General features: G+C 52.1%; 22 protein-coding genes. 16 read left to right on the forward strand and 6 right to left on the reverse strand.

The genetic code is table 11. The features are described from left to right. The first annotated feature begins 29 nt into the window (after window positions 1–29). The 11 genes from K7397_RS09730 (at window position 30) to K7397_RS09780 (ending at window position 11,429) form a co-directional block, all read left to right on the forward strand. Complete coding sequence (locus K7397_RS09730) at window positions 30–935, forward strand: ABC transporter ATP-binding protein (protein ID WP_223067756.1); 906 nt, start codon at window positions 30–32, stop codon at window positions 933–935. Continuing rightward, window positions 928–3,108, forward strand: coding sequence for an ABC transporter permease (locus tag K7397_RS09735; protein ID WP_223067757.1), 2,181 nt, complete (start codon window positions 928–930; stop codon window positions 3,106–3,108). Before K7397_RS09730 ends, K7397_RS09735 begins: the two co-directional genes overlap by 8 nt. After that, complete coding sequence (locus K7397_RS09740; RefSeq protein WP_223067758.1) at window positions 3,101–3,826, forward strand: hypothetical protein; 726 nt, start codon at window positions 3,101–3,103, stop codon at window positions 3,824–3,826. Before K7397_RS09735 ends, K7397_RS09740 begins: the two co-directional genes overlap by 8 nt. 41 nt (window positions 3,827–3,867) lie before the next feature. After that, window positions 3,868–4,446, forward strand: coding sequence for an RNA polymerase sigma factor (locus tag K7397_RS09745; protein WP_223067759.1), 579 nt, complete (start codon window positions 3,868–3,870; stop codon window positions 4,444–4,446). Further along, complete coding sequence (locus K7397_RS09750; protein WP_223067760.1) at window positions 4,443–5,276, forward strand: hypothetical protein; 834 nt, start codon at window positions 4,443–4,445, stop codon at window positions 5,274–5,276. The genes K7397_RS09745 and K7397_RS09750 overlap by 4 nt, the downstream gene beginning before the upstream one ends. 14 nt (window positions 5,277–5,290) lie before the next feature. Then, on the forward strand, window positions 5,291–6,163 hold the full coding sequence (locus K7397_RS09755) for an ATP-binding cassette domain-containing protein (protein ID WP_223067761.1): 873 nt from the start codon (window positions 5,291–5,293) through the stop codon (window positions 6,161–6,163). Window positions 6,164–6,181: 18 nt separating this feature from the next. Then, complete coding sequence (locus tag K7397_RS09760; RefSeq protein WP_337926704.1) at window positions 6,182–6,355, forward strand: hypothetical protein; 174 nt, start codon at window positions 6,182–6,184, stop codon at window positions 6,353–6,355. Window positions 6,356–6,686: 331 nt separating this feature from the next. Next, window positions 6,687–8,639 carry a heavy metal translocating P-type ATPase gene (locus tag K7397_RS09765; protein ID WP_223067762.1) on the forward strand — a complete coding sequence of 651 codons (1,953 nt, stop codon included), beginning with the start codon at window positions 6,687–6,689 and terminating at the stop codon, window positions 8,637–8,639. A 153-nt stretch (window positions 8,640–8,792) separates the two neighbouring features. Continuing rightward, on the forward strand, window positions 8,793–9,740 hold the full coding sequence (trxB, locus tag K7397_RS09770; protein ID WP_223067763.1) for a thioredoxin-disulfide reductase: 948 nt from the start codon (window positions 8,793–8,795) through the stop codon (window positions 9,738–9,740). Window positions 9,741–9,771: 31 nt separating this feature from the next. Next, window positions 9,772–10,008, forward strand: coding sequence for a glutaredoxin family protein (locus K7397_RS09775; protein WP_223067764.1), 237 nt, complete (start codon window positions 9,772–9,774; stop codon window positions 10,006–10,008). Window positions 10,009–10,307: 299 nt separating this feature from the next. Further along, window positions 10,308–11,429, forward strand: a complete 1,122-nt coding sequence (locus K7397_RS09780; protein ID WP_223067765.1) for a transglutaminase domain-containing protein — start codon at window positions 10,308–10,310, stop codon at window positions 11,427–11,429. Window positions 11,430–11,556: 127 nt separating this feature from the next. Here K7397_RS09780 and K7397_RS09785 read toward each other — a convergent pair whose 3' ends face one another. After that, window positions 11,557–12,696 carry a conserved virulence factor C family protein gene (locus K7397_RS09785; RefSeq protein WP_223067766.1) on the reverse strand — a complete coding sequence of 380 codons (1,140 nt, stop codon included), beginning with the start codon at window positions 12,694–12,696 and terminating at the stop codon, window positions 11,557–11,559. Between the two features lie 218 nt (window positions 12,697–12,914). Here K7397_RS09785 and K7397_RS09790 point away from each other — a divergent pair, with 218 nt between their 5' ends. Beyond that, a complete protein-coding gene (locus K7397_RS09790; protein WP_223067767.1) occupies window positions 12,915–13,862 on the forward strand; it encodes an MBL fold metallo-hydrolase in 948 nt (315 codons plus the stop codon). A gap of 110 nt (window positions 13,863–13,972) precedes the next feature. Beyond that, window positions 13,973–15,604, forward strand: coding sequence for an ABC-F family ATP-binding cassette domain-containing protein (locus tag K7397_RS09795; RefSeq protein WP_223067768.1), 1,632 nt, complete (start codon window positions 13,973–13,975; stop codon window positions 15,602–15,604). Between the two features lie 85 nt (window positions 15,605–15,689). Here the strand turns inward: K7397_RS09795 and K7397_RS09800 are convergent, their stop codons facing one another. The 4 genes from K7397_RS09800 to K7397_RS09815 form a co-directional block, all read right to left on the reverse strand. Next, on the reverse strand, window positions 15,690–16,571 hold the full coding sequence (locus tag K7397_RS09800) for an IS3 family transposase (RefSeq protein WP_223067769.1): 882 nt from the start codon (window positions 16,569–16,571) through the stop codon (window positions 15,690–15,692). Further along, the gene (locus K7397_RS09805; protein WP_223067770.1) at window positions 16,568–17,248 is read right to left on the reverse strand and encodes a helix-turn-helix domain-containing protein; all 681 of its coding nucleotides are present in this window, start codon (window positions 17,246–17,248) and stop codon (window positions 16,568–16,570) included. Before K7397_RS09805 ends, K7397_RS09800 begins: the two co-directional genes overlap by 4 nt. Before the next feature lie 250 nt (window positions 17,249–17,498). Further along, on the reverse strand, window positions 17,499–17,693 hold the full coding sequence (locus K7397_RS09810; protein ID WP_223067771.1) for a hypothetical protein: 195 nt from the start codon (window positions 17,691–17,693) through the stop codon (window positions 17,499–17,501). Between the two features lie 146 nt (window positions 17,694–17,839). After that, window positions 17,840–18,676: a DUF2935 domain-containing protein gene (locus K7397_RS09815; RefSeq protein ID WP_223067772.1), complete on the reverse strand. Its 837-nt coding sequence runs from the start codon at window positions 18,674–18,676 to the stop codon at window positions 17,840–17,842. 139 nt (window positions 18,677–18,815) lie between these two features. Here K7397_RS09815 and K7397_RS09820 point away from each other — a divergent pair, with 139 nt between their 5' ends. Further along, window positions 18,816–18,989, forward strand: coding sequence for an NlpC/P60 family protein (locus tag K7397_RS09820; RefSeq protein ID WP_223067773.1), 174 nt, complete (start codon window positions 18,816–18,818; stop codon window positions 18,987–18,989). Window positions 18,990–19,160: 171 nt separating this feature from the next. Here the strand turns inward: K7397_RS09820 and K7397_RS09825 are convergent, their stop codons facing one another. Beyond that, window positions 19,161–19,565: a hypothetical protein gene (locus K7397_RS09825; RefSeq protein ID WP_223067774.1), complete on the reverse strand. Its 405-nt coding sequence runs from the start codon at window positions 19,563–19,565 to the stop codon at window positions 19,161–19,163. 193 nt (window positions 19,566–19,758) lie between these two features. Here K7397_RS09825 and K7397_RS09830 point away from each other — a divergent pair, with 193 nt between their 5' ends. Together K7397_RS09830 and K7397_RS09835 are read left to right on the forward strand one after the other, a co-directional pair. Further along, a complete protein-coding gene (locus K7397_RS09830) occupies window positions 19,759–20,301 on the forward strand; it encodes a hypothetical protein (RefSeq protein WP_223067775.1) in 543 nt (180 codons plus the stop codon). 229 nt (window positions 20,302–20,530) lie between these two features. Then, window positions 20,531–21,025 carry a DUF948 domain-containing protein gene (locus K7397_RS09835; RefSeq protein ID WP_223067776.1) on the forward strand — a complete coding sequence of 165 codons (495 nt, stop codon included), beginning with the start codon at window positions 20,531–20,533 and terminating at the stop codon, window positions 21,023–21,025. The last annotated feature ends 61 nt before the right edge of the window (window positions 21,026–21,086 follow it).

The raw sequence follows: 21,086 nt of genomic DNA on the forward strand, positions 1-21,086 counted from the left end.
ATAACGAGGAACGAGAAAAGAGGAACTCAATGATTCAAATCGAGCATTTGTCCAAGAAGTACCGTGGCGGAGCGTATGCGCTGCAGGATATAAATTTGACCATTCAGGAAGGAATGGTGGGCCTGCTCGGTCCGAACGGAGCCGGGAAGACGACCTTGATGCGCATTCTGGCCACTCTGATAAGCCCAAGCTCCGGCAGCGCTTTGGTCAATGGGAAACCGCTTGGGCATGCCGAACAGATCCGCCAAATGATCGGTTATCTCCCGCAGCAGTTTCAGGTGTATCCCCAGCTGACGGGAGCCGATTATCTGGATTATGTTGGCGTGATGAAAGGAATAGGGGACCGCAGACGCCGTAAAGAGGAGATCGACAGGCTGCTTGAGGAAGTGAACTTGAAGGATAAGGCGCGCAAAAAGGTGCGCACCTATTCGGGCGGCATGAAGCGGCGGCTCGGGATTGCCCAGGCGCTGCTCGGGTCGCCGCAGGTTCTTATTGTCGACGAGCCGACAGCGGGGCTGGACCCGGAGGAACGAGTCCGCTTCCGCAATTTGTTGACCCGTTTCAGCCTGGGACGCATCGTCCTGCTGTCGACTCATATCGTAGCCGATATTGAGAGCAACTGCAGGCAGATCGCGGTGCTCGATAAAGGCAAACTGCTGCTTGCGGGGGAGCAGCCCGATCTTGCCGCCTACGGGCAGGGAAAGGTATGGGAGCTGCTTGTCGATGACCGGGCGTATGCCGCTTTGGACCCGATGTCCATTGTGTCCACGCAGCGTACGGAAGAGGGTCTGCTCTGCCGGATCGTGGCCGATGAACCGCCTGCCGCTGCCGCTGCTGCCGGCCGCTTCAAAGCCGGGCTGTCGCCCAGCCTTGAGGAAGGTTATCTTGCACTTCTTCAGACGGGCCGCAAGGCAGGGGGGGACAGGCATGACTAAGTTTCAAAGTCAGCTCGGGCTTGAGCTTAAATTGCTGTTTCGCAGCCCCGTCTTGCTGCTGATCCAGTTTCTGTTTGCCGGGACGGCTGCGTACACGTTCGAAGCCGCCGCAAGCAGCACTTTCTCCAACTTGTATGAAAGAGCATACTCCTTTCATTCCGTTGCCCAATCGCTGTCGGTGGGCATAGCTGTCCAGATCGGCATTCTGATGATTCGCAGGGATATCCGCCGCCCATCATTTGAATGGAGCCGGAGCTTGCCTCTGTCCTTCGGTATGCTGCTTGCTGCCAAATTTACGGCGGGAATGGCGTATTTGTCCGTTTTTACCATCGCGGCCGCGGCTCTGTTCGCAGGCTTCTCGGCGGGCGAAGGAATTGCCGGCCCGGTATATATGGGCCATGCCCTTCATTTTGCAGGGATGTATGAAGTGTCCTATGCCATTACACTGGCGCTAGCCATGCTGCTGGCGGTTGCCATACCGAACCGCGTTGTCTATTTGATCGGCTTTTGCGCGTGGATGTTCGGCACTTTTTTCATGGAGCAGTTCATTATTTACCGCTATCAGCTGTATGCGCTCAAAGTATTTCATCTTAGTCAATTGTTTATCGAAAACGGCATAGGCGGAGAAAAGGAGCTGTGGGGGTACCGGATTATGGACGAGGAACGATTGTTGTCCAATCTCTTTGTGTTGTCCTTCGTTCTGCTGCTGCTCACGGCGAGCGCGGCGGTGCTCAATAAACAGCGCCCGACTTTTCACTTTAGGCGAAGTCTGCTGGTTGCCGGAAGTGCTGCATTACTTGTTGTTGCAGCCTATATCCCGTATGGAATAGTTTGGAAAGAGCGCTTTGACAGCTATAACAGCAAGCTCTTGGACCCGAATGTGCCGACCTTTGATGAGGCCAGATTGGACCGCTCTTCTTTTGCCGTCAGGGGATATGACATTAAACTCGAGAAAGGAAAGAAAGATTTGCTCAAGGGAACGGCCGTGCTGGATATTGCCGTGAGCGCTCTGCACAATCAAACGGAAATAAACTTGACGCTAAATCGTGCATTCCAAGTCCGGTCCGTGTCCATTCAAGGGAAGGAGACCTCCTACACCCGCTTGGGAGACTTCATCCGGTTTAGCCTTCCCAAACCGCTTCCAACAAGCATCTCGGTCACGGTTGATTACGAAGGAACGTTGATGGATTTCCAAAAGAGGAGAGGCTCCGAGTTCTATAACGCCTTTGTAAAAGAGCACAATGTCCTGCTTCCTTCATACATCGGTTGGTACCCGCTTCCGGGCAAGCAGCCGGTTTATCTTCGGGACTCGCCGTCGTCCGTCGTGGCCGGGCCTACTTACTTCAACAAAACGGTGTCCCTGTCCCGTTTCCGGCTCAGGGCGATAGGCTTTGGACCAAAGCTTTATTCGAGTTTGCCGCAAACGGTGCAGGATGCCTCGGGGCAAACCTTTGAGGGGAGCGCGGCAGCCAACGTCAACTTGATCGGCGGCCAACTGGTAGAGGTTAGAAGCAGCTCAATTCCGGCTGTTGTCATTACGACTCCTTACTATGAGAAGAGCGCACGCGATCAGTTGAAGTTGTGGGAACGGCAGTATGCTTATTTTCATTCGTGGCTTCCTTCCTTGGAACAGTCTCCGATCCGGGAAGTTCTATTCGTCGGAGATCACTATAATTTGAGTTCGTGGTGGTTTAATTCGAACCGCAGCACATCCCTTTTCATGGATCCGGGCGTGTTTTTTCAAGAGGACAATAAGCGGGCCGAAGGGTGGATGAACCGCCAACTGCTTGGGGTTCGGACCGGAGATTATTTGATCGAGGATACGAGGAGCGATGTAAGAATACCTCTGAGAGCACTCTTTTGGTACCTCTATTACCGGGAGGAGATGCATTTGACAGAGCGGCAGATCAGGATGGGAGAGGCGCGAAGCATCATGCTTGACGGGCTGAATGACGGAAGCAACGATCCTGATCAGATCGGACTGAAGATGAAGGACCAGGTGGAGGCTGCTCTGCAAAGAGGAAGGAACGAGGAGGTCAAGCAGGTGCTGAAGCGGATGTACGAGCGGGGCCTCGAAATTCCGGACCTTGAAACCGAAGAGACAGCCAAATCGGCTCCGATCAGCTACGCAGACTGGATGGACGTTTGGAAGCAGGTGATGGGAAATGAGTAAAACCCGGGCGCTTGCAGCCAGATGGTTCATGGATGTTCGGGTTGGCCGTCAGCCGCTGTTTTGGGTGCTGCTGCTGATCTATGGCAGTATGCTTGTGGGCATTTTGACGGGCAGCCCGGAGCGGCCGCGTGGCGTTTATTATTTTTCCGAAATGGGGTTGTATTTGCTCAGCATTATCGCTACGGGCGCAATGTTCCAGCGTGAAATTTCAGGCGATATGGAAATGGTTGCTTCCTATCCCGTTTCCCTCCGGGCGATGGCTTTGCGCAAATGGGTCTTCTCGATTCTGTTAGCGGCTGTGCTGGAGCTGGGCTGGATGATCATATATCATTTGAAATACGGCGGCATAAAGACCGCAATGTATGACTGGAAGGGGGGAGAACCGGGGTTCTCCGTTACAGCAGCTCGCCCACTTGGTATACTCTTGCAGACGCTGCCTGCCATTATGCTGTTAATCTCACTGACAATGGCCGGAATTATTGTGTTTAAAAAGATTTTCGCCGGTCTGCTGATCGGTTCTGCTGTCTTTATGCTTGATACAATCACTTCCGGCCAGTTGCTGGAGCGCTGGACCCTGTATACGGCCTATTTGCCGAAAACGGCTTCTTTTCCGCTGAACCGCGTAATGCTGCTTGGAGGCTCGGCGCTGCTGGCGGGGGCGGCCATCTGGTTCATTGCGCAGCGGGAAAGATGGACGGCGAAAGACGAAGAAGAATAATGAAGCTTTAACAAGCCCGGGAGGAGAGGAGTGAGGGACGCATGATTACAGATGAAGAACTTGTGAAGCGAATGGTTCAGGGCGAGCAGGAAGCCTTTGAAATGCTGGTGACGCGTTATCACGGTCCGCTGCTTAGTTATTCGGCCCAACAATTAAACGATCGTGAGAAAGCGAAGGATATCGTTCAGGAAGTGTTCATCCGGCTCATTCGCCATCTGCGGCTTCATGGTGAACTGGAACATGTTCGTCCCTGGCTCTACAAGGTTGTCCTGAATTTGTGCCGGGATTATTGGCGCAGCGCAGCGTTTCGTTCCGAGACTGTAGCCCATGGGGAAATGCCGGAGCACGCCGACCTGGATCATGACGTGCCAGGCATTCTGGAGCGACGGGAGATGGCGGCGGAAGTTGCCGCCTGCCTGGATTCGCTGCCCGAACAGCAGGGGAATATTATACGGCTGCGTTTTCTTCAGGATCTGAAGCTTCAGGAAATAGCCGAACTTCTGGATATTCCGCTGAGCTCGGTCAAATCCAATTTGTATAGCGGATTGAGAAAGCTCAGGCGAATTATGGAACGACCCGGAAAGAGTCAAAGTCCAAAAAAACGAGGTGAACTGGCATGAACCATCCTGTCGATAACGAGCTGAAGGTGCTCGAAGCACAGCTGCGGGACCCGATTAGAAGAGCCCTGGAGCTGCCTCCTTCACCCGAAGAGACGGCGCTTCTTCTCGGGGCGCTGCAGCCGGAGTTTGACCAGTTGCGAGAGAAGGCGTCCGGTAAGGCGCTGACGTTCAATCCGGAGGTCAAGCCGCCTTCTTTGGGAAGACTGCTGTCGAATCAATTCAGGCTGAATCACAAGGCGCTGATGCTTTCGGGAGCGGCGGTGTTTCTGATGCTGGTGCTGCTGATCGATCCGAAGGCCGGAATCGATTCAATGTCCCCACTCTTGCCGGCAAGTTTATTTTCTTTAATCACCCCGCTCATGTTGATGGCATCGATCCTGTTCAGCTATCGGACCTGGGACCCCGGGATGCGGATGATCGAGAGCATTACTCCCTATCCGCCGTTTCTCGTTCTATTCAGCCGAATGATTACCGTCATCGCGCTTATCGTCGGCTGGGCCGGGCTAAGCTCCCTCATCATGGGAATCCGGATATGGATTGCCGGAGAGGATGCCAGACTGCCTTTCGGTCCTTTCCTGCTGGAATGGCTCGGCATTACGCTTTTGACGGCGGGGATCATCATGGAGCTTTTGTTTCGTAAGGGCATAGGTACGGCGATAGGGGGAGCGGCCGTTCTCTATGTGCTGTGGATCTTGTTCGGGATGATGGGTCCGGAACATGTCACGTTTCAAATCAGACTGGCGGCCGAAGCTGCAATGATGGCGGCAGGGGCCCTGCTGCTGCTCGGCTCCTATAGCCGGAGCAGAAAAATTATCGCCATGGGCGTGTGATGCGGGTGAATTGGATGATTCGAATTGAACAGGTGGAACATCAGAAGCCTTCTTTTACTTTAAATATAGACCGGTCCCGGCTATTTTCGGGCATCACGCTGCTTGTTGGGGCAAACGGCGCTGGCAAAACAACCTTGCTGGAGCTTTTGTCCACAGTCCGCATCCCCGAAAAGGGCAAGATTACCTATCAGGGAATGGAAGCGGCAAGCCATCTTCCGCTGATTCGAAGCCAGATCGGATATGTTCCTTCCGAAATTGAGCTTTACGGCGGGATGACTGCGGAAAAATTGCTGCGCTATTTGGCTGAACTCAAAGGTGTCTATGCGCCTTCGGCAGTTCGCAATATTATCGCCGATTTTCGTTTGGGCGAATATGCGAAAACCCGGATCAGACGCTTGTCGCAGGGTCAGCAGCGCCGGATAGCCCTGGCTCAATCGCTGCTGGCCGAGCCCAGGTTTCTGTTTCTGGATGAGCCGCTGAACGGACTGGATGCCGAGGAAAGAAAGCTCATCATTGCTTATCTGGTGCGCTATGCGGCCGAAAGAATTGTGGTGGCCTGCGTGCATGAGCTGAATGAATGGGAAGCCGCTGCAGACAGGGTGATTTGGCTCGAAAACGGAACCATTTGCTTTGAGGGAAGCGCCGCGAACTGGAAGCGGAATTTGCCGCTAAAGGTGTGGACGGGGGAAGTGTCCGCCGATTGCTTCAAAGCGCTCCCCCTTGACCGGATGATTCATTTCAGACCGGCGGACCATTCCGTTTACGTGCGCTTTGCCGCATATGACGCCCCGGCGGAAGGACTGGACGCCTCTGAGCCCACGCTGGAGGATGCTTTTTTTATCAGAAGAATGATTGTAAAAAATCATGATATAACCCTATGTAAATAGTAGGTTTAATCTGTTCAAATGGTGTCAGGTCTGCAGTTGTCCGAAGCGGAACAGCTTGCAGCTGGAGTCAGCCCTGAGCTCATCCGCCTGTCCGTCGGAACGGAAGGGAACGGAACGGAAGCCATTGACGACATTATTGACGATGTGGAGCAGGCCATTCAAGCTGCTGCTGTTCAGGCTACTGCTATCTAAAGCAGGCTGAGGGCTGCCGCATCTTTTGACGTATAGCAGAATCCGATCATCTAAAGCCGTTTTCTCCTCGTGAGGGAACGGTTTTTTGTGTAATGCGTTCTTTGCCAGTTTGTAAGCCTGTCAGCCTATTTACATTTGCTGCTGGAAGGGATATAATGGCATCAAAAGTTTCATCAAGTAAACAATATTGTATAAGTGAAAAAATGATTATCATTCTCATTACCATGCTGCTTCGGGGGATCCCGGGGCAGCATGTCCTGTTTTAAGGGGAATAAAAATGTTTCTCATTCTCAGCGAGTAGAAATGAAATCCGGAAAGGACGTGCAAACAAATGCAGGCACTCGAAAAAAAGCTGCTTTCCGTCAGTGAGACGACCCTAGGGCGGGATCCGCGGAACAAACGAAAGATGTCTTTTGCGGCGCTGCTTCGACATAAAGAAATGCTGCAGGCCTTGATCAGCGGTGCCTTGATGCTGGCAGGCTGGGGCGTGAACCACTGGTCCCATGTCTTTGCCGTTATTCTTTATGTAACGGCGTATGGCGTAGGGGGGTGGACGAAAGCGAAGGAAGGGATCGCAACCCTCATCAAGGAGCGCGACCTGGATGTCAATTTGCTGATGATCGCCGCCGCCATTGGCGCCGCCTCCATCGGCTACTGGAACGAAGGGGCGATGCTGATCTTTATTTTTGCGCTGAGCGGGGCGCTTGAATCATTTGCCACCGATCAAAGCCGCAAAAGCATCTCATCGCTTATCGCGCTTAGACCGGAAACGGCGATGCGCCTGAATGGCGGCCAAATGCAGCGTGTGGCGGTGAACGAGCTTGAGATCGGGGATCTGGTGCTGGTTCGTCCGGGAGAAATCGTTCCTGCCGACGGCGTGATTCAAAGCGGATCTTCTTCGGTCAATCAGGCTGCAATTACCGGGGAATCCATCCCGGTGGACAAAACGGAAGGGAACGGCGTCTATGCAGGCACGCTGAATGGCGAGAGCGCTTTGTATGTAGAAGTTTCGAGCAAGGCAGAAAGCACGCTTTTTGCGAAAATAATTGCCTTGGTCGAGGAAGCGCAGGAAGCCGTGCCGGCTTCGCAGCGTTTCATCGAACGCTTTGAAGGGCTGTATGCCCGTACGGTCGTTGGGGTAACCGTTCTGCTCATTGCGTTCTCGCCGCTGCTGTTTGGCTGGTCATGGGCAGCATCCTTCTATAAAGCGATGGTATTTCTCGTCGTCGCTTCCCCTTGTGCGCTTGTTGCGTCCATCATGCCTGCGATGCTGTCGGCCATTTCCAGCAGCGCGCGAAAAGGGGTGCTGTTTAAAGGCAGTGTTCACATGGAAAATTTGGCTGAGACCCGTGTGATCGCCTTCGATAAAACGGGTACGCTGACACTGGGCGAACCGGTGGTGACCGATGTGCTGGCTGCGGAAGGGGAGGACCCTGACAGGCTGCTGCAAATGTCAGCCTCGGCCGAGCTGTTGTCCGCACATCCTCTCGCCAAAGCCGTCGTGGCGGAAGCAAGACGCCGCGGCCTCACGCTTCGGCCGGCAGCCGAAATGAAAGCCGTTGCCGGGTGGGGAGTGGAGGCCCGAATTGGCGGGGAGCCGTGGAAGATCGGCAAGCCGGACTTTTCTTCCGCTTCGCCGGATTGGTGGGGCGAAGGCTTGAGCCGGCTTGAAGCGGAAGGAAAGACCGTTTCCGTCATTATTCGCGGCGATCAGACGGTCGGTCTGATCGCATTGCGGGATGAAATCAGACCGGTCGCCAAGACGGCGATCGACCGCCTCCATAAGCTGGGCATCCAGGTCGCGATGCTGACCGGCGACCATGCCGCTACGGCCAAAGCGATTGCAGCCGAAGCCGGAGTGGACATCGTGCTCAGCGATCTGCTGCCTCAGGATAAGGCCGAGCAGGTCAAGGCGCTCCGCGAGCGCTACGGCAGCGTCGTTATGGTCGGAGACGGCGTCAATGACGCGCCGGCTTTGGCTTCCGCTAGCGTAGGCATCGGGATGGGAGCGGGCAGCGGAGCGGCACTGGAAGCGTCCGATGTCGTTCTGATGAACGACGACATCGACCGGATTGCGGGAGCGATCGCGTTGTCCCGCCGGGGACGCCGCATTGTGAAGCAGAATATCACGTTTGCTATTCTGGTCATAGCTCTGCTGGTTGCGGGCAACTTCGGCGCTAACATTCCGCTGCCCCTTGGCGTGGTCGGACATGAAGGAAGCACGATTCTGGTCATTTTAAACGGGCTTCGCCTGCTGCGGTACGGATCGCCTTCATCTTCATGATTTCTTCATCTAACTTTCATGGCATACTCCCGGTACGTATGTTGACTTCATTTTCACCGTGCCAGATAATAATAAATAGATACAGCGAATGAAACTGATTTAGTGAATTTGACAGATTTCATTGTTTATTTTGGCCTTGGGGAGGTATTTGATATGTATAAATCTATTATTGTTGGAACGGGTCCTGCCGGACTCACTGCGGCTATTTATTTGGCTCGTGCGAATTTGAAGCCGTTGATTATTGAAGGGCCGCAGCCAGGCGGACAACTGACGACAACGACGGAAGTCGAGAACTTTCCTGGCTTCCCGGAAGGAATTATGGGACCTGAGCTGATGGATAACATGCGCCAGCAAGCCGAACGCTTCGGCGCCGAGTTCCGCACAGGCTGGGTAAACAGCGTTGATACGAGCGCCAGACCGTTCAAACTGCAGGTTGAGGGGCTTGGAGAGCTGGTAACCGAAACGCTCATTATTTCGACCGGCGCAAGCGCCAAATACTTGGGCATTCCGGGAGAAGAGGACAATGTTGGCCGCGGCGTAAGCACATGCGCGACTTGCGACGGATTCTTTTTCCGGGGTAAAGAAATCATTGTCGTCGGCGGCGGGGATTCCGCGCTTGAGGAAGCCGGCTTCCTTACCCGCTTTGCTTCCAAAGTAACATTGGTTCACCGCAGAGACGAGCTTCGGGCTTCGAAGATCATGCAGGACCGCGTTCGCGCCAACGAGAAGGTAGAATGGGCGCTGAACCGGACTCCTCTTGAAGTTTTGACGGACGGTTCGGGCGTAACCGGACTGAAAGTCCGCAATAACGCGACCGGAGAAGAAGAAATCATCGGCGCAAACGGCGTGTTTGTAGCGATTGGCCACCATCCGAATACCGGTTTCCTTGGCGGACAAATCACGACGGATGAGAACGGGTATATTATGGTTAAACCGGGCACGTCCGAAACGAATGTACCGGGAGTATTCGCCTGCGGAGACGTACAGGACACCCGTTACCGCCAAGCGATTACCGCTGCAGGCAGCGGCTGCATGGCGGCGATCGATTGCGAGAAGTTTATTGAATCGCTCGAGCATCATGAGGCTGCTATTCTGGGATAAATCATTTTAATCAGAAGGAGAGATGGGAACCATGGAAAATGTAATTGTGTACACCAGCACGAACTGTCCGCACTGCCGTCAAGTCAAGAGCTTTCTTGCAGACAAAGGCATTGCTTATGAAGAACGCAACATCGAGACCAATGACGAATTTGCACAGCAAGTATGGGATATGGGCGTTCGGGCCGTTCCGCTCACATTGATCGGTGAATATAAGATTATGGGCATGAACAAAACCCAGTTTGACAAGGCGCTGGCTGAACTGGCCTAAGCATTTATACGAGAAACAGGCGGGGAGTTGACCTTTAAGCGGAAACAAGCTTGGAGGACAGCTCCTTTTTTCTATATTGAAATCATCGCGCCTTTCGTTTCTTCTAGCTCGGGGCGATCCGGTCTATGAGGAAATTGTTGTATTTTGTATAGTGTCTGCAGGCAATTGTTCGTTCTGCCTCGACAAAACTAGAACCTGCCGGGTAAGAACGGCTGTGGTACAATCAGGGTACAAGTGTATCGGGGCATAAATCGGCTGAAGACGGTTCTTGCCCATGCCGTGACAAAGGGGAGAAAAGGATGAAACGCCTCCGGACAGTGGTTTGGAAAGCTGCTCTGATCAGTTCTTTCGTAGCGGGTACTTCTCCGGCAGGGGCTGTTGGAGACAATGCGCCTATTCAACCTGTACAGACGACACTTGTCTCGAAATACCAGGTTGAACAGCTGTTGGACACGTCAATTAAGGCCCATCTGAGCACGGTTACTTTCAAATACAAGGGAGATATCAAAAAATTTGAGCATATGCTTGATCAGGTACTGCTCTCCTCGATCGAGCACGATCCCTACATGCGTTATATCATTGACCGTTACAACTACAAATGGCGTGGAAGTTCCACGGCGGTTCAGGTTACGGTCTCATTTGTATACCGGGAATCGGCTGAACAGTCCGCCTATGTTAACCAGCGGGTCAAAGAGATTGCGGCGGAGATCCTTACACCGGGAATGAACGCTCATGAGAAAGTCAAAGCGGTGCATGACTTTGTTGTTCGCGATTTGAAGTATGATCTGAGCCTGCGTAAATATACCGCGTATGAAGGGCTTGCAACCGGTGAGGCGGTTTGCCAGGGGTATTCGCTGCTCACCTACAAGCTATTGAAGGAAGCGGGGATTCACAATATCATCATGGAAGGAACAGCGGGAGGGCAGCCGCATGCCTGGAATCTGGTGCTCCTGCAAAACAAGTGGTATCACCTTGACACGACTTGGGACGACCCTGTGCCGAATCCGGACAATGTGATCGATTATTCGTATTATCTGCTCTCCGACCGTCAGATTCGCAAAGACCACGCCTGGAGCAAATCCTACCCGCAGGCTGACGCCGTTTATCGCCAGACCCTTGCTTCGCTTGAGAAGACCGATTCTTCCAAGGCCGAGTTATATAAAGCCCTGGAACGGGAGCTGGGCTATGACCTTTACCGGGACAATCAGGCCGTTAAAGACAGCGAAGGCTTGATGGAAAAAGTAGGCGAGGCCGTTAAAGCCGGCGAACATGCGGCAACAGTCCGTTATGCCGGACAAGAAGCCAGCTTGCTTAAAGATCTGAGCCATCTGTATGAGCTGATGATCACGGATATTACCTATTCCTGCGAGCCGCTGGACGGCACGGGTGATTTGAAGGTCCGCATTGAGTGGAGGGAGTAGGCTTTGTCATAGAAAAATGGAGCGTTCAAAACGCGGTTTAAGCGCGCTGAACGCTCCTTTCTTTGTTAGACGATATACAGGTGTGGATGCTTTATGTGCTGTGAACCCGCTATACTGTGAAACCGAGTTACCCCTGGTTCCGCTTGGCCATTTGCTGCCATACCGTTCCGGCCGCTTCCTCGCCGGAGTCAATCCGCTCCAGCGCCATGCGGGCCTGAAGGCCAACTTCGAATTCGGGATCGCCTGCAGCCTCGAGCAGCGCATCCCGGGCATCATCGCCGCCGACCTCATAGAGGAACCGCGCCGCCCGCCAGCGCACGAGCTTGCTCTTATCCCGCAGCGCTTCAATCATCGGCCCCGTTGCGGCGGGGTCTCCGATATCGGACAGCGTATCGCCTGCGGTGCGTCTTACGGCAGCGGAAGAATCGCGCAGGGCCTCATACAGCAGAGTCATGGCCTCCGGTGTACGGAGATCACCGAGATAGACGACAGCCAGACGCCGAATCTGCATCTGGGCATCATGCAGGGCCCGGCCCAGAAGTGGCAGCGCGTTATCGTCCAGCTTCAGGCCTTCCAAAGCGGCATAACGTTCATGCCAGTCTTCACTTGCCATACGCTCTTGAACTTCTTCAAGCGCAAAGGCGCGCCGCTCTTCCACGAATTCGGTTTCGTTCCGGCCGTGGGCAATCGCCTGCTTCACAATATCAGCCAGCCGTTCCTCCGGGAAGGCCGCTTCGATTTCCTGCTCGATCTCACGCGCAATATCCGCCAGCTCTCCATAGCGGACGCCGAAATCGACGAGCTTGCGTTCCTTGATCATGGTGGCGCCGGCCACCTCCGTTACGGCTTTTACAAAACGTTCGGACAAGCCGATCCGCTCCTCCCGGCCTCCCGATTTGACCCGGATTTGCATCGGAATTCCCCGGAAAAACTGGACGAGAACCTCAGCTTCCCCGTAGTGTCCGGCTGCAGATTCATTGTCCTCGGGCGACCAGGCGGCATTCACGCCCTCCTGCCCGAACTGCTCCTGAACTGCGGACAGAATGGCTGACCAGTCCGCATTCCCCTTGCGGTCCAGCGCAATAAAATCAGCGGTATGGAATACGCTTTTAACACCCGGGATATGCAGCATTTGTACAATAAAAGGCGGGGCCGAGCGTTCGTTTTCCAGCGTATATGTTTTGCGTACACCTGGAGCCAGCGACTCGTCCAGATGCAGCTTCATTGTGTTAGGGCTTGGCGTAGGTTCAATAAATGTAATTTTCATAGAATTTTCACATCCTCCCTTTGTAGACTATTCTACAACAATTGTCGGCGAAGTCCCAAGCGTGGCTATGGCCGTCCTAACCGAAAGTGTCTTGGAGGCCGTCATCCAGCGTCACGGGTGTACACGGTTTTGAAATGGAGATAATATTGGTTAAAATAATGAATAAAGCATACGAACTATTGCTGTCTTTTTATAACGGAAGGGAGGAGCCCCTTTTCATGGCCAGACACCGATACAGCAACCTGGACAATGTCAGTACAGACAAGACAATTAAACAGTTCCGTAAGTGGCGGCAAGAACGCCGGTGCAAGAAAAAGGATTACTCCTTTATTGTCCCAAGTAAGCCGCCTGAACTTGAGTTCCTGCGTAACAATCGGACCCTGCCTACTTTGACCTGGATCGGACATTCTACCTTTTTTATTCAATATGAAGGTTTGAATATCGTTACAGATCCGGTATGGGCGGTCAGAATGGGGCATCAGCGCCGCATCGCCTCTCCAGGCATTGCGATCAAGGATATTCCGCCTATTGATTTGATCCTTATATCCCACTCGCATTATGATCATATGCATGTCTCGTCGATCCGGCGCCTTTATCAGGAAGGGACGCAAATTATTGTTCCGGCCGGGCTAAAACAAAAGCTTCTGCGTAAAGGCTTCAGCCGCTGTGAAGAGATGAATTGGTGGGATCGTCTTCATATACGTGGGGTAGACATTTCTTTTGTGCCGACTCAGCACTGGACGCGCCGCACTGCGTTCGATGCAAATACTTCCCATTGGGGCGGATATGTGCTGGAACCCGGGAAGCCGCGGGAGGAAGCGAAACCGCCGGTCATTTATTTTGCAGGCGATAGCGGCTATTTCAAAGGCTTCAAGGAAATCGGCAGCCGGTTCGATATCGATGTCGCGCTTCTGCCGATCGGCGCCTACGAACCGGAATGGTTCATGACCCAGCAGCATACTACACCTGAGGAGGCTGTCCAGGCCTTTATCGATGTCGAGGCGAAAATGATGGTCCCCATGCATTACGGGACGTTCCGGCTCGCAGATGATACAGCGCGCGAGGCTCTGGACCGCCTGGAGCAGGACCGCATCAAGCGGGGGATCTCCGAAGAAGCCATCCGCGTCATGATTCATGGCGAAACGCTGCGGCTGCCCGGGGAGTGACCCGAATACTTTTATGGCATCTGTCTTGTAAAAGGGTTCGAATGAGGCAGGGGTTATGTTATAATAGGAAGCTAGTAGTGTGATTTTATATAAAGGATGGTAATTAATTCATGATAAGTACCAGTGGTGTAACGCTCCGCTATGGAAAACGGGCACTTTTTGAAGATGTGAATATAAAGTTTACGCCCGGCAACTGCTACGGCTTGATTGGAGCTAACGGCGCCGGGAAATCGACGTTTCTGAAGATTTTGTCCGGTGAAATCGAGCCGAATTCCGGCGAAGTTCACATGACTCCCGGGGAACGCTTGGCGGTCCTGAAACAGAACCATTTTGAATATGATGATTTTCCGGTGCTGGAGACGGTCATCATGGGACATGAGCGCCTCTACAGCATTATGAAGGAAAAGGATGCGCTGTATGCGAAGCCTGATTTTTCCGAAGAAGACGGTCTGCGCGCAGGTGAGCTGGAAGGCGAATTTGCCGAGATGGACGGCTGGAATGCGGAGTCGGACGCGGCTTCCCTTCTGATTGGCCTGGGCATTTCGCGCGATCTTCACGACAAGATGATGCGCGACCTGAGCGGCAACGAGAAAGTGCGCGTGCTGCTGGCGCAGGCGCTGTTCGGGTCACCGAACAACCTGCTGCTTGACGAACCTACCAACCACCTTGATATGGAGTCGATCGCCTGGCTCGAGAACTTCCTGCTCGATTATGAAGGCACCGTTATCGTTGTATCCCATGACCGTCACTTCCTGAACAAGGTGTGCACGCATATTGCGGACATCGATTTCGGCAAAATCCAGCTTTATGTGGGCAACTACGATTTCTGGTACGAGTCCAGCCAGCTTGCGCTCAAGCTGACGCGCGAGGCGAACAAGAAAAAGGAAGAGAAGATCAAGGAGCTGCAAACGTTCATTCAGCGCTTCTCCGCCAATGCTTCCAAGTCGAAGCAGGCGACCTCCCGGAAGAAGCAGCTCGAGAAAATTACGCTGGACGATATTCGTCCGTCGAACCGGAAATATCCGTTTCTGCACTTTAAGGCGGAGCGTGAAGCGGGCAAGCAGCTTCTGACGGTTGACGGCGTTTCGAAGAGCGTGGAAGGCGAAACCGTACTGAACAATGCAAGCTTTGTGGTAAACAAAGGAGACAAGATCGCTTTGGTCGGACCTAACGGGCTTGCAAAAACAACGCTGTACCAGATTATAATGAGCGAGCTTGAGGCGGATTCCGGGGAATACAACTGGGGCGTCACGACGTCGCAAGCTTATTTCCCGAAAGACAACTCGGCTTATTTTGACGGCGTTGATCTGAATCTGGTTGATTGGCTGCGCCAATATTCCAATGATCAGGACGAGACGTTCCTGCGGGGCTTCCTGGGCCGGATGCTGTTCTCGGGCGAAGAGGCGCTCAAGAAGGCAAGCGTGCTGTCCGGGGGCGAGAAGGTTCGCTGCATGCTGGCTAAAATGATGCTTAACGGGGCAAACGTCCTTATCTTTGACGAGCCTACCAACCACCTGGATCTCGAGTCGATTACGGCCCTCAATAACGGCTTGATTGACTTTGACGGAACGATTCTGTTTACGTCTCACGACCACCAATTCGTACAGACGATCGCGAACCGCATTATCGAAATTACGCCGAACGGCATCATTGACCGTGTAATGTCCTATGACGAATATCTGGAGAACGAAGAAATCCAGAATCTGCGCAAGGAACTGTACCCCGCCGAAGTGCTTGACTGATTATGTTTTGCTTCCCCTAATGCGAAGAAGGCTGCCCAACATGAACTGCACCCCGTCAAGTAGACAGTACAAATAAGTAAAACGTTTAGCCGGCCTTGGTCCTGAATTCCATGGGACTGAGGCCGTTTAATTTCGCCTGCAAACGCTCGTTATTGTAAAAGTGGATGTAGGCATCAATGTCCTTCTTTAGCTCTTCAAACGTGCTGTATGTATGCAAATAATACTTCTCGCATTTCAGCGTTCCCCAAAAGGATTCCATGGGCCCGTTATCAATGCATCTGCCGACACGGGACATGCTCGGGGTAATGCTTGCTGCCTTCAGTCGCCTCTTGAAGGCCAGCGAGGTGTACTGAAACCCTCGATCGCTGTGAAGCATGGGGGTGGTGTCTGGTGCGGCTTGGATCGCCTGGTTCAGTGTTTCAAATACAAGCTTGTTGTTGTTCGAATGCCCGAGCACGTAAGAAACAATGTTGTTGCCGTGGAGATCTAGTATGGCGCTGAGATACGCCTTCTGGCCATGTCCGTATTTGAGTTCCGTTATATCCGTTACCCACTTCTCATTTGGCGCTTCGGCGTGAAACTGGCGGTTTAACAGGTTCTCGGCAATATGTTGGGGAGTGGAACGTGCATATCGCTTTCTCTTCCTGCGAATGACCGATTGGATGCCTGCCAGCTTCATCAGGCGAGTCACACGTTTGTGGTTAATCTGAATTTTGGTTTGACGACGCAAATGAAGGGTAAGCCGCCGGTAACCGTAAATGCCTCCTACCTGCTCATGGAGGGCCAACATGGCATGTGTCAGCTGCTCGTTTGCTTGCTCACGCTGGCTAGGCTTGTGGTTTCGCCATTTGTAATAACTTGACCGTGGCACCTGTGCAATGTCACAGAGCATTTGCAGGCTAAATCCCCGTTCCTCGTGAACCGATTGGATGGTCATGTATACATGCGCTTGTCGGTGCCCGCTCAAACTCGCCTCCTTTGCAATTCCTGTAACTTTTTTAAGAATGCATTCTCCGCTCTAAGCCGCTCATTTTCATACTCCAGCTTCTTCATGGCGAGCTTCTGCTGCTCGGCTTCGTTTAACTCTTCCGCTGCTTTCTTGCGTCCCCGGCCGTCCTGCAAAGCATCCTGTCCGCCATTCTCGTACTTCTTAACCCACTGGTACACTTGATTGTAGGAGACTTGAAACTGATCCGCTGTCTTCCGGTAGTCGTGCTCATGCGCCACACAATAGAGCACGATATCGATTCGTTCCTGCCAAGTGGTAGACCGACCCTTTGTCATAGCTCTTGCTCCCTCGTTAACCGATTTAAAGCTGCTATGACCATTATACTTGTCGATCCAACTCTTGAGTTGAGTACGGCTTGCAATTTTGTATTTATCAATGATTTCATATTGTGAATACTGACCGGAGAGGTAATCCTGGACAGCTTGAAGCTTCAGTTCCGAGGGATAACGGTTATTACGAATGCGAATTTCCAATCCTTTCATTCCATACAACTCATACCGATGACGCCATTTCACTAGCGTGTTAACGCTGATGTTGTACTTTTGGGAGACTTCCCCCCGAGTACCTTCACCGGCTTCTAGCTCTTCTATGATCGCTAATTTCTCAGCAGCGTTATATTCATTCTTTTTTGCCAAAAAGAAAACTCCCCTTCAAGTAGCGGTTTATTTATTAAACCTGTCTACTTAAAGGGGAGCATATCAACACGGGCAGCCTTTGTTTTGGTTTTGTTAAGTAGGGAAAAAGGGGCGGAATTGTTCTGCAGAAGCGCAGCGTTCGCCTTTATCCTCAAATTTATACAACATAGAAGATTCAAAAAATTTGAGGATAACAGCGATCAGAGGAACAATCCGCCTCAGGCGAAGCGGCCGGAGATGGATATACTGCTTATGATCCGCCCGTTCGGCGTCGCTGGTTGTTGGGTTTCTTGTTGTTTTGGCTTTTTAGCATTTTTGTAGTTTGGTTCCCAGCAGCAGACGGTTTGCCGTTCGCAGCCTGCTGCTGCTTTTTTTGCTGCAGCTTTTGCCGGACCGCTTCGGCCAGATCAATTTTTTTCGGCTGCCGGCTTTCGTTATCACTCATACGTTCATCTCCTCAGATAAGGGGCTGTCCTTATTTTAAACGTTTTTAAAGGGGCGGACAACGGGGAAAATAGACATCAGCAAGAGTCTGATGCCAGAGGGGCAAGCGTCCTTGCCTGAGGGGTAATTTTAGACATGCATGACTCTTTAAGTTCTCAGTTCACTTGAAAAATGGCTCATAACTCTCGGCTTGCCTGGATCGCAGTTCGGGGCTTTCACTTCGGACACCCAAGATAGCTTCGTCAAATAATAGCATTCTTCTCTGGCCATATGATCGGCTAACAGCGGCATAAGCGTGCCCAAAATCTCCTGGGTGATCCTCAGTTCTTTCAGTTCATTCAGGAATTCTTCAAACAGCAGCATTTCTAGTTCCACCTCGCGGTTAAAGCGGTCCAGTCCCGGAAAATGCCTAAGCCCTGTTCTCGTAAAACCGGCCAACTCCACGGCTTTCAAATAAAACTCCTCAAAGTGCTTCTCGAAGCTCTCGGTCGTCTCTTTCGTTCTCTTCTCCAGCCAATCCAACCCGCCGTTGATACCCGCCGCATGACCGTAAGCGTCCTGGAGCCAGACCAAATGGTGATGCAGCGCATCAGCCAGCGGCGGAATTTGTCCTGCTTGCAGGAACTTCATGACAGATAGCGCTTCTTCAGCCTCATTGACCATATGGTTCAGGAATGTAGGAGGCATATTGATGTCGATCTTCTCGCTAATGCGTCGCTTCAGCAAATGCAGGTTGAACGAGCGAAATTCCTGCGTTCTCTGATAGGCAGCCGAATTCAGGTTAACTATATAAGGCGCTGATAGCTCATTCCTTGCCGTTTCCAATAGACGGTCGAAGATATGAATAAACCTCTCTGCCTGCCGTATTTCCTCAATCTCATTGGAAGCAAGAGCTCCAAAAATAAACCTTGCGTGATCCCCCAATACCTGCATCCAAAAGCGGTTTTCAAACAGGGATGCTGCTTCGAAACTCGAATATGCCAATGTACTGCCTCCTTACGGATAAGAGATCCCTTCTTTAAATAAATTATGTGCGATCGCCCATAGGAGTGCGGCAAACCCGAGAATTTTGTTCAGCATCTCCAACCGAACCTCATTGACAAACAACCAAAAGGCTCGACGGATGCCGCCTATCAGGGAGCCGGGCAAGGCGGCGGAGCGTATTACTCACGTAGGCATCTACCTGGGCAACGGGCAAATGATGCATACTTACCCGGTTTCCACGGGCGGAGTACGAATCGATAATGTATCCGCCTCCTGGCAGCGCCGCTTATTGTTTGGCGGAAGCGTGCTCTAAAGAAAAAGGTTCCTGTTCTAATATGAACGGGAACCTTTTTGGCTACTAAAGAATTATAAGTTTCGGGGTCTTTCGGGGCCCGAAGCCAAGTAACCGAATCCGTATCGAAGTGAAAGCCCCGCTTTGCGGGGTTATTTACCTTCGCTACAGACAGGCTTCAGGACTGTGGTATTATGGATATGGGATATAGCCGGGGGCATATACCCATGCTGTGCCAAGCCAGGTGTAAATTTCCACCCATTCACCGACCTTTTTGCCTGTTGGTGTGACAGTCTGTGGTGCGAGAGCTCCCCAGGCCGTTCCTTTCGGCTCCTTGCAGAAGTAAGTGAATTTGCTGAGTACAAGCGGAGCTGGGGCAACAGTGATCAAATCAGAGACAATAATCGGTTCGTCAAATATGGGTGATCCGTTGTATGTAGCATATGTAGCAGTTGTAGCGGACACCACTTGACCTGTGACAACGTCACCTTCAGCCGCAGGCGTATCAGACGAGGCAGCAGTTGCTGCTGTAGCTGCCGTTGCGGCTATCGCTGCGCTTAAAGTAAGTGCAGCGGTAAGGGCTGTCATTTTTTTCATAACAAAGTTCCTCCTTTGATTTAGGTTGATAGTTTGCATTATATAATAAACTCTATTGTAAACTTAAGAATCAGATTTAGCGAAAAAATTTTCCAACAGCAAGATCATCGCCCTGTTTTTGCCTGCATTAATTTGGAAATGGAAAGGGGAAATCAAGATCAGAAAACGTTTATTATGGGGAATCCCCCTGTGCGTGCTGCTAGTCATTGTTATTGCGCTGGCAGGAATCTTGTATTATATGAAGCCGACGAAATCATTGAATCTGGATTATACGGATGTAAACTGGAAAGACAAGCTCGAAAGTATCCTGGAAACCAGGCGGCCGGTTATCACTTTAAACGAGGAAGAGATTAACAACCTGGCGAAGAAGAGAATCGTGGAGCATGCCGCTGAATCGGGATCGGAACTGGAGTTCAATATTGAGGGGGCTGATTTCCATATAAACGGTAATCAGCTTTCGGCTGATGTGATTGCGGGATGGGGATATCTGCGAGGGGAAGCAACTGTAATTTATTCCATGGCCTTCAGCGAGGGGATGCTGAAGCTTACGCCGGAATCGGTGCAGGTTCGGAACAAAACGATGTCTCCGTCCATGTTTGGGCTCAAGACAATTGAGGCTAAGCCGGGCCGTTATTTGCCAAGCGTCATTAAAGTCTCGGACATCGATTTTGGGGCAAATGAAATGAAAGTGACCCTTTCGGTGAACTGGTTCAAGCTTCCTTCGTTGATCTGGTGATATTTTTCGGGTCCATTTCAACATGAAATGGGGCCTTTATTCATAAGTAAATGGTAAAGACTACACGCCTTCAAGAGGCGGCCTGGAAGTCTGAAGAGTTGAAGGGCTGAAGGTCTGCGGGCTTGAAACCGCATGTTTTCAAGGGCTCGCAGGCGCTTTGTTTCGCGGAAAATAGGTTAGGGTAACTAGAAATTAACCTAAATATATAGCAAAGAAAGAGGGGAACGCTATGTCATCATTAATCTGGCAGCTCAGTGTAGCGCTGATTGCAATTGCTTTTACCGGACTGGTCATTTATCTGGTCAAAACCTTGAAAGCGGCGGAAAAGTCGCTGAACAAAACCTCGCAGACGCTTCAGGAGGTCCAGAAGACGATTGATGAGCTGGGGTATGAGGTCAAACAGGTGCTCCGGCAGGCTACAGGAATTACAGAGGATGTACAACATAAGATGAAGCAGATCGATCCCGTTCTCGAATCGGTCAAAAATGTCGGGGATGTGCTGAACGAAGTGTCGCTCGCTGCCAAGCAGGTTTCCACAACGCTTATAGAACGCATCAAAAAACCGCAGGGCTCGCGGGGGCAGGCTGAACGCGCTGCCGTTGCGGCGGTCTCTTCCGACAGCGCTGTACAATCCGCTGCAGCCGCCAATCCGAAGCCCTCTTCAGCCAGCTGGGTGAAATGGGTGGATGTGGCCGCAGGGCTATGGCAAAAATATCGTTCATAATTTCAGAAATTCCTCTTAAAAAAGCCCGCTTTCCTGTTTCAGACGGGCCGCCACCCGGTTA

This window comes from Paenibacillus caui (assembly GCF_019904135.1).
Taxonomy (GTDB): Bacteria; Bacillota; Bacilli; order Paenibacillales; family Paenibacillaceae; genus Fontibacillus; species Fontibacillus caui.

What these genes read in the sequence shown, in the direction of transcription:
- K7397_RS09730 (WP_223067756.1), top strand. Translation starts at nt 30, where the DNA reads ATGATTCAAATCGAGCATTTGTCCAAGAAGTACCGTGGCGGAGCGTAT.
- K7397_RS09735 (WP_223067757.1), top strand. Translation starts at nt 928, where the DNA reads ATGACTAAGTTTCAAAGTCAGCTCGGGCTTGAGCTTAAATTGCTGTTT.
- K7397_RS09740 (WP_223067758.1), top strand. Translation starts at nt 3,101, where the DNA reads ATGAGTAAAACCCGGGCGCTTGCAGCCAGATGGTTCATGGATGTTCGG.
- K7397_RS09745 (WP_223067759.1), top strand. Translation starts at nt 3,868, where the DNA reads ATGATTACAGATGAAGAACTTGTGAAGCGAATGGTTCAGGGCGAGCAG.
- K7397_RS09750 (WP_223067760.1), top strand. Translation starts at nt 4,443, where the DNA reads ATGAACCATCCTGTCGATAACGAGCTGAAGGTGCTCGAAGCACAGCTG.
- K7397_RS09755 (WP_223067761.1), top strand. Translation starts at nt 5,291, where the DNA reads ATGATTCGAATTGAACAGGTGGAACATCAGAAGCCTTCTTTTACTTTA.
- K7397_RS09760 (WP_337926704.1), top strand. Translation starts at nt 6,182, where the DNA reads ATGGTGTCAGGTCTGCAGTTGTCCGAAGCGGAACAGCTTGCAGCTGGA.
- K7397_RS09765 (WP_223067762.1), top strand. Translation starts at nt 6,687, where the DNA reads ATGCAGGCACTCGAAAAAAAGCTGCTTTCCGTCAGTGAGACGACCCTA.
- trxB (WP_223067763.1), top strand. Translation starts at nt 8,793, where the DNA reads ATGTATAAATCTATTATTGTTGGAACGGGTCCTGCCGGACTCACTGCG.
- K7397_RS09775 (WP_223067764.1), top strand. Translation starts at nt 9,772, where the DNA reads ATGGAAAATGTAATTGTGTACACCAGCACGAACTGTCCGCACTGCCGT.
- K7397_RS09780 (WP_223067765.1), top strand. Translation starts at nt 10,308, where the DNA reads ATGAAACGCCTCCGGACAGTGGTTTGGAAAGCTGCTCTGATCAGTTCT.
- K7397_RS09785 (WP_223067766.1), bottom strand. Translation starts at nt 12,696, where the DNA reads ATGAAAATTACATTTATTGAACCTACGCCAAGCCCTAACACAATGAAG.
- K7397_RS09790 (WP_223067767.1), top strand. Translation starts at nt 12,915, where the DNA reads ATGGCCAGACACCGATACAGCAACCTGGACAATGTCAGTACAGACAAG.
- K7397_RS09795 (WP_223067768.1), top strand. Translation starts at nt 13,973, where the DNA reads ATGATAAGTACCAGTGGTGTAACGCTCCGCTATGGAAAACGGGCACTT.
- K7397_RS09810 (WP_223067771.1), bottom strand. Translation starts at nt 17,693, where the DNA reads ATGAGTGATAACGAAAGCCGGCAGCCGAAAAAAATTGATCTGGCCGAA.
- K7397_RS09820 (WP_223067773.1), top strand. Translation starts at nt 18,816, where the DNA reads ATGCCGCCTATCAGGGAGCCGGGCAAGGCGGCGGAGCGTATTACTCAC.
- K7397_RS09825 (WP_223067774.1), bottom strand. Translation starts at nt 19,565, where the DNA reads ATGAAAAAAATGACAGCCCTTACCGCTGCACTTACTTTAAGCGCAGCG.
- K7397_RS09835 (WP_223067776.1), top strand. Translation starts at nt 20,531, where the DNA reads ATGTCATCATTAATCTGGCAGCTCAGTGTAGCGCTGATTGCAATTGCT.